At 60.4% G+C, this 12383-nt stretch carries 15 protein-coding genes; 4 read left to right on the forward strand and 11 right to left on the reverse strand.

What is annotated here, in order from left to right; translation table 11 throughout:
- The gene (locus ABSY19_RS09050; RefSeq protein ID WP_382161557.1) at positions 1-408 is read right to left on the reverse strand and encodes a hypothetical protein; all 408 of its coding nucleotides are present in this window, start codon (positions 406-408) and stop codon (positions 1-3) included.
- Positions 409-940: 532 nt separating this feature from the next.
- On the opposite strand from ABSY19_RS09050, the gene ABSY19_RS09055 reads away from it, so the two are divergent.
- Together ABSY19_RS09055 and ABSY19_RS09060 are read left to right on the forward strand one after the other, a co-directional pair.
- Entirely contained in the window at positions 941-2158 is a 1218-nt protein-coding gene (locus ABSY19_RS09055) for a PfkB family carbohydrate kinase (RefSeq protein WP_382161560.1), read from the forward strand.
- Positions 2159-2184: 26 nt separating this feature from the next.
- On the forward strand, positions 2185-2763 hold the full coding sequence (locus tag ABSY19_RS09060) for a 7-cyano-7-deazaguanine synthase (protein ID WP_382161563.1): 579 nt from the start codon (positions 2185-2187) through the stop codon (positions 2761-2763).
- A gap of 39 nt (positions 2764-2802) precedes the next feature.
- Here the strand turns inward: ABSY19_RS09060 and ABSY19_RS09065 are convergent, their stop codons facing one another.
- From ABSY19_RS09065 to ABSY19_RS09105, 9 genes are all read right to left on the reverse strand, one after another.
- Positions 2803-3630, reverse strand: a complete 828-nt coding sequence (locus ABSY19_RS09065) for a hypothetical protein (RefSeq protein ID WP_382161566.1) — start codon at positions 3628-3630, stop codon at positions 2803-2805.
- On the reverse strand, positions 3627-4310 hold the full coding sequence (locus ABSY19_RS09070; protein ID WP_382161569.1) for a DNA adenine methylase: 684 nt from the start codon (positions 4308-4310) through the stop codon (positions 3627-3629). The genes ABSY19_RS09065 and ABSY19_RS09070 overlap by 4 nt, the downstream gene beginning before the upstream one ends.
- Positions 4311-4431: 121 nt before the next feature.
- Positions 4432-5007: a toll-Interleukin receptor gene (locus ABSY19_RS09075; protein WP_382161572.1), complete on the reverse strand. Its 576-nt coding sequence runs from the start codon at positions 5005-5007 to the stop codon at positions 4432-4434.
- A complete protein-coding gene (locus ABSY19_RS09080; protein ID WP_382161575.1) occupies positions 5008-5577 on the reverse strand; it encodes a TIR domain-containing protein in 570 nt (189 codons plus the stop codon).
- Between the two features lie 51 nt (positions 5578-5628).
- A complete protein-coding gene (locus ABSY19_RS09085) occupies positions 5629-6039 on the reverse strand; it encodes a hypothetical protein (RefSeq protein WP_382161578.1) in 411 nt (136 codons plus the stop codon).
- Between the two features lie 19 nt (positions 6040-6058).
- Positions 6059-6538, reverse strand: coding sequence for a TIR domain-containing protein (locus tag ABSY19_RS09090; protein WP_382161581.1), 480 nt, complete (start codon positions 6536-6538; stop codon positions 6059-6061).
- Positions 6539-6589: 51 nt separating this feature from the next.
- Entirely contained in the window at positions 6590-7141 is a 552-nt protein-coding gene (locus ABSY19_RS09095) for a hypothetical protein (RefSeq protein WP_382161584.1), read from the reverse strand.
- Between the two features lie 2 nt (positions 7142-7143).
- Positions 7144-8229, reverse strand: a complete 1086-nt coding sequence (locus ABSY19_RS09100) for a toll/interleukin-1 receptor domain-containing protein (RefSeq protein WP_382161587.1) — start codon at positions 8227-8229, stop codon at positions 7144-7146.
- 58 nt (positions 8230-8287) lie between these two features.
- Positions 8288-8575 carry a hypothetical protein gene (locus ABSY19_RS09105; protein ID WP_382161590.1) on the reverse strand — a complete coding sequence of 96 codons (288 nt, stop codon included), beginning with the start codon at positions 8573-8575 and terminating at the stop codon, positions 8288-8290.
- A gap of 650 nt (positions 8576-9225) precedes the next feature.
- On the opposite strand from ABSY19_RS09105, the gene ABSY19_RS09110 reads away from it, so the two are divergent.
- Together ABSY19_RS09110 and groL are read left to right on the forward strand one after the other, a co-directional pair.
- Positions 9226-9519 (forward strand): co-chaperone GroES, encoded by a 294-nt coding sequence (locus ABSY19_RS09110; protein WP_066268460.1) that lies wholly within the window; start codon positions 9226-9228, stop codon positions 9517-9519.
- Positions 9520-9550: 31 nt separating this feature from the next.
- Positions 9551-11197 (forward strand): chaperonin GroEL, encoded by a 1647-nt coding sequence (groL, locus tag ABSY19_RS09115; RefSeq protein WP_291114086.1) that lies wholly within the window; start codon positions 9551-9553, stop codon positions 11195-11197.
- Between the two features lie 190 nt (positions 11198-11387).
- Here the strand turns inward: groL and tal are convergent, their stop codons facing one another.
- The gene (tal, locus tag ABSY19_RS09120) at positions 11388-12329 is read right to left on the reverse strand and encodes a transaldolase (protein ID WP_382161593.1); all 942 of its coding nucleotides are present in this window, start codon (positions 12327-12329) and stop codon (positions 11388-11390) included.
- Positions 12330-12383: the final 54 nt, after the last annotated feature.

Consider the following 12383-nt stretch of genomic DNA (forward strand, 5'->3'; position numbering starts at 1 on the left):
TCAGGCGACGGCTTGGTCGCTCGAGCGTACTGGGAAGCGTTCAGCCACGACCCGATCTAGGAAGGCAGGGGCAATCGATGAACTAGCCAAAAATCGATTTGCCAGATCTGGTGACATCTTGACCAAATACTTGATGCCGCCTCTACCTTGTTTGGGCTCCAAGAAACCGCGGTCGCGAGCCCAGACTATGGCCCGACGAAGCTTGGTTGAGTTTCCGTGCAAAGGATCGGTGAAGAAGGTGAAGTTCGAACTCACCTCAAGCGCCGTCTCTTGCAGCGCGAGATCCTCGTACGCGTCTTGAAAGCTCTGATCAAGCTCAGCGTCACGCAGATGAGTGCTCGTGTTCCGCAGCGTTAGCGTGGCGAGAATGAGCGTGACGAACTCGTCGGAGGTAACGATGCGGGTCATTCGGCTTGCTTTCAGGAGGTGTCCCATTATTCATGCAGATTTGATAACGTGCCGAACGGCGCGGCACAGCGAAACAGATAGCACACTCGACGCCACAACTCATGAGGTTAGCTAATTCTTTCAGGTGAGCACGCAACTCCAGCCTTGCGCGCGGCTGAAAATCTGGTTAGCCTGCTCGATCATACGAACAACTAAGGGGGAGAGGTATGTCTGGAAGTGGTGGGGGTGGTTCCAGCGGCGGCGGTCCAGGCTACAGTTCGCCGTGCGATACCCTGAGATTCGAATCTCAGATCAGTAGTCCGCAGGCTCCTGTAGTAGCAACCTTGAATCCCGGCGACGTGCTGCTCATCGCAGTGGTGTCGATGAGGGGGCAAGTTGTTGTCCAAGTTCTTAACCAAGGCCAGCCTGCCGGCGGTCTCACCGGCCCTGAGGCGACGCAGCTTCGCAACTGTATCGAGCAGGGACACGATTTCAAGGCCATTGTTCTAAGCGTAAACGGAGGGCAGATCCGGGTACGAGTCGAGCACGCCTGATGACCATCCATGTCGTCGGCGGTGTCTACCGCGAGTACTGCGTTCATCCTAGGTGGTACGACGTCTTCGGATCCGCTGGGCGCGCTGCGTTGGCGATCGCGACCACCGGAAGTCCTGTCGTCCTTCACTCGTACACCGTAGAGGCGACGCTCGGGGTCATCAGCGAGAAAGCCGCGTGGTTGGATTGCTTCGAAATCGCGTCGACGCCAGTCAAGGGCGAGGTCTCCTTCAAGTATCTCCACGACATGGCTGTGCCAGAGGTCGTCGGCGTTCCCGAGGTGCCTCACGCCCCCATCCGCGTCACTCAGCAGAAGGTCCTGCGCTTCGGGATGCTTGAGGGGGATGCTGTAGTCAACGCCAACTGGGCGGTCTACGATCCTCAGAACTCCCGAGGAGCTACGCCCTTCAGAGCCAACGGCTCAAAAGCCGCCCATCTCGCCCTTGTCCTGAACTCTTGGGAAGCGACCCAACTAACCAGCATGCCTGGAGCGTCCCCCGAGAGCATCGCCTCAATCTTGGCACGCCAAGAAAACGCCGAGGTAGTGGTCATCAAGATGGGGCCCCGCGGCGCGTTTGTCTGGACGGCCGCCGGGACGGCTCAAGTTCCAGCGTACCGTACTAATCGAGTCTGGAAGATCGGCTCCGGCGACTGCTTCGTCGCGCATTTCGCAAACGCCTGGATGCATGACGGCCTGAGTCCTGCAGAGGCAGCAGACGTTGCGTCCCGTGCGACCGCCTACTACTGCGAGACCCGAGGCTTTGCGACCAAGGAGAATCTCTCGGCGTGTTCGTTTTCGCCAGTGGCGCTCTCGGTCGAATACCTGGCAGGAAGGCAGCCCCAAGTCTACCTGGCAGGGCCATTCTTCGACCTCATGCAGATCTGGATGGTTGAACAGGCTCAGGCCAATCTGCAGGATCTGGGGCTAAAGGTGTTCTCCCCGTATCACGATGTCGGCCTTGGCTCAGCAGACGATGTGGTCGCCAAGGACCTGGCCGCCATCGTGGAGTCTGACATCGTGTTTGCTATCACCGACGGCCTGGATGCGGGCACGGTCTACGAGATCGGCTACGCACGAGCGTTGGGCAAGCCAGTCGTCGTCTACAGCGAGCGACAACACTCTGAGCATCTGAAGATGATGGAGGGGTCGGACTGCACGATTTGTACCGACTACACCACCGCGCTGTACTCGACGCTTTGGGAAGCGGTGAAGCTTTGAAAGACGCCCTGCTCTTGTCAGGTGGCATGGACTCGCTCGCCATCGCCTGGTGGAAGCGGCCGGAGCTCGCCATCACCCTCGACTACGGGCAGAAGGCTGCCGAAGCCGAAAAGCTCGCCTCAGCCCAAGTGTGCAAGGAACTGGGCATTCGCCACGAGATCGTCGCGGTCGACTGTAGCTCGCTCGGTTCTGGCGATATGGCTGGCACGCCTCCTGACGCTGCAGCGCAGACCTCAGACTGGTGGCCGTATCGCAATCAGCTTTTGATCACTTTGGCGAGCATGCGAGCCATCTCGCGAGGCATGCATAGGCTCTACATCGGCACCGTATGTTCGGATGGCGAGAGCCATCTCGATGGAACGCCCGAATTCGTCCAAAAGATGGACGGGCTCATGGCTTATCAGGAAGGACACCTTCGAGTCGTCGCCCCTGCAATCGAGTTGTCTACCGCTGAACTTATCCGCTTGGCCGGTGTTCCGCCGGGTCTGCTCGCTTGGTCGCACAGCTGCCACAAGGCCAACATCGCGTGCGGAAGCTGCCGCGGATGCAATAAGTACATGCAGACATACGAGGAAATGGGCCCCGAGTATTCGGGTCGCATCTGAATGCAGTCGCGCCCCAACGCGCTGCGCGCAGTAGCACCTCTACCGCAAGAGCGCCAGTTCAGTCTGAACTGGCTTCCGGGTTCTCGCCCGCTCCTCGTCCTCGGTACCGCCGCGAAGGTGCTCAATCAGGTGCCGCACTGTCAAGGGCGAGGACGCCATCTCCCACCAGATGACAGCGTCAAGCTCCGACGCGCGCACATCCAGCGAGGTGCTGAGTCGCAGAAAGCGCTCTTCCAGTTCGGAATAGTGCCGCTCGACGGTCAGCTTCTTCGGGAACAGCCCGATGACTTGACCTACGCGCATGATATGAATATCAAGGATGGCAACGTCGTCCGCGTCCAGCCAGTTCCGAGCTATCCAAGACGCGGTCTTATGACCAATCCCTGGGATAGCCAAAAGCCAGTCGCGTAGCTGCTTGCCCACCTCGAACTTGGGCGCGGCATGCGCAAGTGGCAGAGCGGCTGCAAGGTAACGTGCCTTTTGAGCAGCAAACCGATAGTGGATAGATCTGCCCCCAACCTCTAGTGGCTCCCTCAGCAGCGCCTCGAGTTCTTTCTCTGTCACAAGAGCGCCGGAGAGAGCGCCGCGCTCCCGCATGCGCTCGTAAGCGGCCAGTCCTACGGTTGCAGGAATTCCGTAACCACCTAATAGGCACGCGGCCACCTCTTCGGCCAGCGTGCGACCCAACCGATATCCAGCTGGCGTGCCAACGAGGCGGCGCGCCACGACTTGGTACGCCCAGTAGGCCGGTGTTGGAAACGCAACGACAGAGCCCCATCGCACCCCATCTGTCACCTCAGCGTCTGCGCTCGGCAGCTCCACCTGGATAGAGCCCGTGCGGGTCAGAATTGCAGCGGTCTGGATCATGGCGAGGGACTCCTCCCGGTGATGGGGTATGCCTCGTGCAACCAATGCATGAAGGCAGTTCGTTCGATCGCGTCCATGCGCGCGATACGTTCTTGCAACCGGTCCATGCGCCGTCGGATGGTCTGGCGCTCGCGGAAGTCGGCCCCGACGTAACGGCTGTCGTGCAGCGCCCTGGGTGGCTCGAAGTTGAACCACAGGGTCTCTGTTCGGACGTCAGTGTGGGTCTTCGCCTGGAATTTCCGGGTCCGCCAGTCACCTAGTACCCGTTCGTAGACAGGGTTGGCATACCCCGACAAGATGACCATACAAGGAAGCTCCCGAAGAAGAGCCGCCAGACGCTCGTGGTCCTCTTCGGAATAGTCCAGTCGATAGACACGTTTTTGGCGCCGGGTCGTTGGGTGGTACGGCGGGTCAGCATAGACCAACTCGTCACCCTGGAACGGATAGCTCGCCAGGAACTCTTCCGCGCGAGTGCAAGCAACCTCCACATCAGGAAGCGACTCGGCCGACCACGCCTCAATGACTCTGGCGTCGGCGTCGATGCCAAAGTTGTGCGCAGCGGCTAGCTTGTGGCGCATCACCGCACCCCCGCCAAGATGCGTCTCAATGTAGACACGGTGCACTGGCATCAGGTTGATGATGTGCTGGTATGTCTTGCCTTTGCCGCCCGGATATCGCATCGGGCTGAAGCATCGTCAGATTTGACGGTGTTGTCAAATACTATTTCGAACTGCAGACCAACGCGTTGTATCTCGGCAGCGCAAAGCGCCCGTTGAACCGCCGAAACTCTGCGACTCCCGGTCAGCGCTGAAATGGCTCGATTCCCTTCAGCCAGTCGTCGAAGAGGACATAGGTACTGGGATTTCGGTGGATCCAGAGTCGTTCGGACGAGGTATTTCGGACCAAGTCCTTCTGGACATACGGATAGACACCCAGGTATTCCTGGCCGGAGTACGACGTGGTGCTCTGCTGGGCGACTGGAAGAATCGCCGCTTTGCCGTTGTGCCCGTCCATGTAGCCGAGCTCCCATGGCATCCATTTTGACGCGCTGCTGTTGATGGTCGTGGCGTAAAACAGGCTCTTGCTCATTTTCATTCGTAACCGTAGCACCGTAGCTGTTTCCGAGGTAACCCTGTCTCGACTCAACTGGCCGTCGTGAACCCAGTCAACGTAGACCTTGTAGCCCATGTCCTCAAGCGACATCATGATCCCTAAGATCAACTCTTGATCGTTGAAGCTGTGCGACAGGAAGATGTCGAACTGGCTGACCCGGACATTCGCCTGCACACGTTCTGAAAGGACGTGGGTCGCCGACTTGTTGAACGGGATACCGGCCCGTGCGCGCTGGCGCAGGTTCGCTTCAATGAAGAGAGACATTTAGGCGATCCAGCTTTCGAAGTTGTTGTAGCCGTCGTCCGTCACCCAGTCATAGGTCTTCCACCAATGCAAGAGCTTGAAAGCTTTTCCTCTTTCGCTCTCCGGACGCGGCGTAAACGTGAGCGCACCAATGTCGTCATACGCAACCCAGTCGGTGCCGTTCCAGACAATGGGGGTGCCGATGACGCCGTCGGCGCTAATCTGCAGCGCAAGGTGGTCGAAGGGGTCATGCCCCAGCGGCGGTGAATTACCAGCGCGATCGCGGATACCGTTGATATGGATTCCAATGAGGCGGTTGCCGCGCTCAATGCTCTTCATGATCTCGTACTGGACCCAACGCCTTGAATGGGTGCCAGAACCGATGAGCACCGCCGTCGCTGTGGTGTTCTCTAGGGCACTGTCGATGAGCTTCTTGAGCGCTGCGTCGCCCTTCGTCCTGGCCTCCTCCCAGATCGATGCATCGAAGAAGCCGCCGTTGTCGTCCTTGAAGGCGTTGTGATTGCGCACGACGTTCGCTCGGAAGTCGGCGACATCCTGGTAGTCGAAGCTGAAGAAGCAGCGTCGCGCCATTTTTTTTCTCCCTGAAGTTAGAAGGCGTGCGGCTGAGCTTGGTGGAAAGGACTAGCGTATGAAGAAGGACAGCACGATCATTACAACGGCCAGGCCGGCGTAGTAGACGATCAGTGTGCGCGAGCTCATCGCGGACATCCAGGAGTTACGCTCATCCTTCTGCCACGGGCCGGTGTCCATGGAGAAGTCGATGTCCTCTTCCTTGAGCTGTCGAACGTGCTCGTACAGCGACCGGAAGCACCGCTCCATGCTCAGGAAGTAGCCGTCCAGCGTCCAGAAGATGAAGAGCGGGAAGTAGGCAATCAGGATGTAAGCCTTGTTAGTGTCCTTGGCGGCCAGCGCGAAGAGCGCCGCGATCAACGTAATACTCCAGCCCTTGAGTAGGAACAGGTTGCCCGACATCCGGTTGATGGAAGCCTGGATGAACTCGAGGTGCTTATGTTTGTTGGGTGTCTCGGGCATCGCGCTCGCTGTCACTGGTCTATCGGCGTCGAGCGATGGCGTCTTCGACCCAGGCCGCTAGGTTGTTCTTGATGTAGTTGTAGGCGTCGTGTGCCGGCGGATCGTAGACTGGTGGCTGTACGAAGGTGCTGCCGTCGCGGAAAGTGTATTGATCGAAAGGGTTGGAGCCCTTAGCGCAGGTGCCGCGGTTCGGGCAACGCAGGTTGTGGATGTGGATTCCGAGCAGGCCGCGGTTCTCCGCCCAAGCCTTCTTGATCTCGTGCTGCACCCAAGGCCGCGCGTAGGTATCAGTTCCGATCAGCACAACCACGCAGCGCTTGTACTTCATGTTGTTGTCAATCCAGCCTTCAATGGCTCCCGAGCCGCTACGCTTGACCGTCTCCCACTCGTTCTTCGAGACTGGCTCGTCGCCGTCGATCATGCCCATCTGGCGAATCTGCTGAACCCGCATGACATCGTTGTCGAAGTGAAAGCTATAGAACACTGGAACTCGCGCCATGGTCTCCTCCTTGGGCTACTTGGGTTTCTCGCTTTTGGCTGGGTCGGATGCCTAGCCCGCGATATAGAAGCGCCACGAAATCCAGCGGCGCCAGATCATCGGGGGCTCGTATTGCAGATCGGCGGCGAGCACCACTGTCGCGCCACCGGTCTGTACAACGGGGATGCATTTGGCGTTGGGCCAATGCCTGGTGAACAACTCGTACTCGTCGAGGATGCCGTGCATCCCACCAATGAACACCGCCGCCTCAAACTCCGTCGACGTCAGCATAGCCTGGCGCATTGCGAGAAGGCTCTTCTCAACGTCCGTCCCGTCTGCATCGACCAAGGTCACGTTAGCGAAGTGCTTGTTCTCCGCGGGAAGCACTTCCTGGAACAGGCGAGATTGGAAGAGCTCCACCGCCACGGTGTATTCGACGCCCACCGCCTGGGCGGCCGACCACAGCAGAGGCGTGATGGCGGGATGCCCTCCCCACACGAGCTTCTTGCGACCCAGCACCACCTGCGCCAGCGCATTGATGGCAGCCTGGATCTCCTGGGGGCGGCAATCCGCAGCGTAGGGCGCACGCGTCGGCACGCTGGCGGAAAGAAAGATCGCGCCCACGGTTACAACTCAATGTCGGCCAACTGCCAGTCCGCCTCGCGGCTTCGCAGCCACTTGACGGCATCGACACGCGAAGCGAGCCAGTCCAAATGACGTCGCCATTCATCGCTGATGCCAAGGTGGTCGTACACCACCGCCGCAGCACGTGAGTCGCTCAGGTCGATGCAGTCGTGGACGTCCAGAGACGTCGGCACGCCCACTACGGGGTAGACGACAAGAGGGTTGCCAGACGGCAGCTTCAAAATGACCGAACGCTTCTGTCCAACGCCTTCGACGCTGCCGCCCAGGTCCTCGACCGCAGTGCGCAGAGTCCCGACCATGTTGGAGTGCCGCAGCGCAACGCTGACGCTTCGCACGCGCTCCAGCTCGAGCGCCACGTCGCTGACCATGGCTGCCGTGAGGCGTAAACCACTGAAGTCTGCATCGGTCAGTTTCTTAGAAGTCGCCAAATGCGATTCACGCACGGGCGTGTGGCGAGGCCACACCAGCTGCAGCATTGAGATGTGCTTGGCAATCGCTCGCCCCCATTCGGCCGTGGTCCACCGACTGGAGAAGTAGCCCGGCGTGTCGAGCATGACCAGCACATCCGAGTCGCATAGTCGATGCCACAGCGCCGCCTGGAAGTCAGCAGCTACCGAAACCGAGTGTGTGTCCAGGAACACGTCGAAATGACGCGCTGACAGTGCCTCATAGAGCTGCAAGGCGACGTCAGCCGACTCGTCGCGGCGGTAGCTGACGAAGACGCGGCGCTGCGCTGGCAGCAGGCCCAGGCACTGCAGCGCCGCCGTTACGACACGGCGCAAGGCGATATCGACAGGGTCGTGGATCAGCGCGTTGATGCCCCGAAGCGCAGCCGGTAGCTCGGCGTTTACGCGCGAGGCCGCGCTGACCATGGGCACCACCGGCACGCCCAGCCGCGTCAGCCGGTTGGCCTCCGGATAGTCGGCACCGTCGGCGCCGAAAAAGACAGCCACGGTCGCCGTAACATCGCTGAAGTCCGCCGTGAGGCCGCGATCAATGATGTAGTCACGGCCTGGCTGCAGTCCGAAAAGTCCCAGACAGTCATCGAAGGTCTTCGTGAAGGCCACGGCTTGCGCGTCAGTCGGTGCACCCAGCAGGAGGCATTGATACAGAGCCATGTCACCCCTAGACGAAACGAACGCCGCGAGCGGCTGAGCCCTGACTTGAGTCGGGCTTGAACAAGAACAGCTGGTTGAGCGAGTTCGCGTCGATACGTCGGTAGAACTGCAAGTACTCGTTGCAGTGCGTGCCGCAGTAAAGATCCACGCCTTCCTCAGTCAGGAGGACCTGTAGTCCTTCGGTGAACTCCTTATAGAGGTGACTGAGGTCGAGAAATGCAGCGTGCTGCCGTGCGCTATATGCTTGCGAATTGAGCAGGGGTTGCCCCTGCAGTTGGAATTGGTTCAGTGCCATTTCGTCTTTGTCCTACCCCTCAGACAATAGTAACGAAATGTTTATGACTGGTCAATGCGGTGACCTTCGGGCAAACCGGGATCCCGACACCGACGGGCAGGATGGTCTGATCATCTCAACGATGCACGTGAGACTGTTGAGGCTTACAGCTGCGATCGGCAGGGAGGGCTTCGCAGCAAGTCCTGCGCAACGCCCGCAACAGATACATACCGGCGAACTAGCCTGAGGCATCGGTGTCGGCATGCCGTAAATCTGCCGCGCGTCAACGCCAGCTTCTGGCCGACTGCGGTTGTTTGCGTCACTAGGTTGACCGGCAACAATCGCTCCCAGCCGGCTACTCGGCCGGTTTCAGCTGAAACCTTAGTCGATCTGGAGCACCGCTCAAACCCACAATTTCTCACAATGTGGGAGCAACGTCAAAGTAGAAAGATAAACGACCCAAAGTAGAAAGATCGATGACGTTCCGCACCCATCGCACCAGAAATAAACCCCTTCGATCTTGAAATGGGGTTCCGGCGCCCTTATGATTAGCACTCGCTGGCGTTGAGTGCTAACACCCGACGCCATGTCGATCAGCGGTATCCGCTGGCCCGTCCGGGCTGGCACCGCCGTTCTGAACAAACCCATCTGTTCCATACCCAGGAGATGCAATGAACCTTCGTCCTCTCGCCGATCGCGTGATCGTCAAGCGCATTGACAGCGAAACCAAGACCGCCTCCGGCATCGTCATCCCCGACGCCGCCGCCGAAAAGCCCGATCAGGGCGAAGTCCTGGCGGTCGGTCCCGGCAAGAAAAACGACAAAGGCGAACTGTCCGCCATGAACGTCAAGGTCGGTGACCGCGTTCTGTTCGGCAAGTACAGCGGCCAGACCGTCAAGGTCGCTGGCGACGAGCTGCTGGTCATGAAGGAAGACGACCTGTTCGCGGTCGTCGAGTCCAAGTAACTGAACACCTCAATTTTTCCGGAGAAACAACATGGCAGCAAAAGACGTCATTTTCGGCGGCGAAGCCCGCGCACGCATGGTTGAAGGCGTGAACATCCTGGCCAACGCGGTCAAGGTCACCCTGGGCCCCAAGGGCCGCAACGTGGTGCTCGAGCGCTCCTTCGGCGCCCCCACCGTGACCAAGGACGGTGTGTCCGTGGCCAAGGAAATCGAACTCAAGGACAAGCTCCAGAACATGGGCGCGCAGATGGTCAAGGAAGTTGCTTCCAAGACGTCCGACAACGCCGGTGACGGCACCACCACCGCCACCGTGCTGGCCCAGGCCATCGTGCGCGAAGGCATGAAGTACGTGGCCGCCGGCATGAACCCGATGGACCTCAAGCGCGGCATCGACAAGGCCGTGGAAGCCCTGATCGCTGAGCTGAAGAAGGCCTCCAAGGCCACCACCACCAGCAAGGAAATCGCCCAGGTCGGTTCCATCTCCGCCAACAGCGACTCCAGCATCGGCGAGATCATCGCCAATGCCATGGACAAGGTCGGCAAGGAAGGCGTGATCACCGTGGAAGACGGCAAGTCGCTGCAGAACGAACTCGACGTCGTCGAAGGCATGCAGTTCGACCGCGGCTACCTGTCGCCCTACTTCATCAACAACCCCGAGAAGCAATCGGCGCTGTTGGACAACCCCTTCGTGCTGCTGTACGACAAGAAGGTTTCCAACATCCGTGACCTGCTGCCCACGCTGGAGCAAGTCGCCAAGGCTGGCCGTCCGCTGCTGATCATTGCCGAAGACGTCGAAGGCGAAGCCCTGGCGACGCTGGTGGTCAACACCATCCGCGGCATCCTGAAGGTCGTGGCTGTGAAGGCCCCTGGCTTCGGCGACCGCCGCAAGGCCATGCTGGAAGACATCGCCATCCTGACCGGCGGCAAGGTGATCGCTGAAGAAGTGGGCCTGACGCTCGAGAAGGTGACCCTGGCCGACCTGGGCCAAGCCAAGCGCGTGGAAATCGGCAAGGAAAACACCACCATCATCGATGGCGCCGGCGCTGCCGCTGACATCGAAGCCCGCGTCAAGCAAGTGCGCGTGCAGATCGAAGAAGCCACCAGCGACTACGACCGCGAGAAGCTGCAAGAGCGCGTGGCCAAGCTGGCCGGCGGCGTGGCCGTCATCAAGGTCGGTGCCGCCACCGAAGTCGAGATGAAGGAAAAGAAGGCCCGCGTGGAAGACGCCCTGCACGCCACCCGCGCTGCCGTGGAAGAAGGCATCGTGGCCGGTGGTGGCGTGGCCCTGCTGCGCGCCCGCCAAGCCGCTGGCACCATCAAGGGTGACAACGCTGACCAGGACGCCGGCATCAAGCTGGTGCTCAAGGCCATCGAAGCGCCCCTGCGCGAAATCGTGGCCAACGCCGGTGGCGAACCGTCGGTGGTGGTCAACGCCATCCTGGCCGGCAAGGGCAACTACGGCTTCAACGCCGCCAACGACACCTACGGCGACATGATCGAGATGGGCATTCTGGACCCGACGAAGGTCACCCGCACCGCGCTGCAGAACGCCGCATCGGTGTCCAGCCTGATGCTGACGACCGAAGCCATGGTCGCCGAGTCCCCGAAGGACGACGCACCTGCGATGCCGGGTGGCGGCATGGGTGGCATGGGCGACATGGGCGGCATGGGCATGTAATTGCTCCTTGCCTGAGGGCGCATGGCGGCGTTGCAGCCGCTTGCCGTGGCGATGCCACTGTCAGCGCGTCTGCGCCTTGCCCTGCACCCTCATGCTGCGTCGGAATGCCTCCTGGTGTTCTGACAGGGATCCCAAAACAAAAAGCCCCGCGATTTCTCGCGGGGCTTTTTGTTTTTGTGCTCGGCTCGAGCTACTTCATCAAGGCTTCGAGCTTGATCGTGTCCGCCACGAACGCCCGGATGCCTTCGGCCAGTTTCTCGGTCGCCATCGCATCCTCGTTCAGGGCGAAGCGGAAGCTGGCTTCGTCGTGGGTCACGAAGGGGATGTCCAACGACTGGGCGGCGCTGGCGTCCAGTGCCCGGCTCAAGGGCGCATCGCTGGCGGCCAGCTGGGCCAGCAGCTCGGGGCTGATGGTGAGCAGGTCGCAACCCGCCAGCGCCGTGATCTGACCCACGTTGCGGAAGCTCGCGCCCATCACCTCGGTGGCGAAGCCGTGCTTCTTGTAGAACTCGTAGATGCTGCGCACCGAACGCACGCCCGGGTCGTTGGCACCGGCCATTGCGGCCTCGTCCCAGCCGGCGCCCGCGCTCTTCTTGTACCAGTCGTAGATGCGGCCCACGAAGGGCGAGATCAGCTGCACCTTGGCCTGGCCACAGGCCACTGCCTGGGCGAACGAGAACAGCAGCGTCAGATTGGTGTGGATGCCTTCGCGCTCCAACCGCGCGGCGGCCTGAATGCCTTCCCAGGTGGAAGCGATCTTGATCAGCACACGGTCCACATGCACGCCGTCACCCTGGTAGAGCTCGATGATGCGGCGCGCGCGGGTCACGGTGGCCTCGGTGTCGAAGCTCAGCCGGGCATCCACCTCGGTCGAGACCCGGCCCGGGATCAGGCGCAGGATCTCGCCACCAAAGGCCACCAGCAAGCGGTTCATCACCTCATCCAACCCCTGGGCGCCGTGCTTCGCGACAGCGTCCTTGAGCAGATGGGCGTACTCGGGCTTCTGGACCGCCTTCAGGATGAGCGACGGATTCGTCGTGGCGTCCTGCGGGGCGTAGGCTGCAATCTGATTGAAGTCGCCCGTGTCGGCCACGACCGTGGTGAGTTGCTTGAGAGCGTCAAGTTGGTTCATGAGCGGATTATCGGCCAGGCGATGTAATAAAATTTCACTGCATCGCCCCTCAAT

The organism is Hydrogenophaga sp. ANAO-22 (assembly GCF_042466645.1).
Lineage (GTDB): Bacteria > Pseudomonadota > Gammaproteobacteria > Burkholderiales > Burkholderiaceae_C > Hydrogenophaga.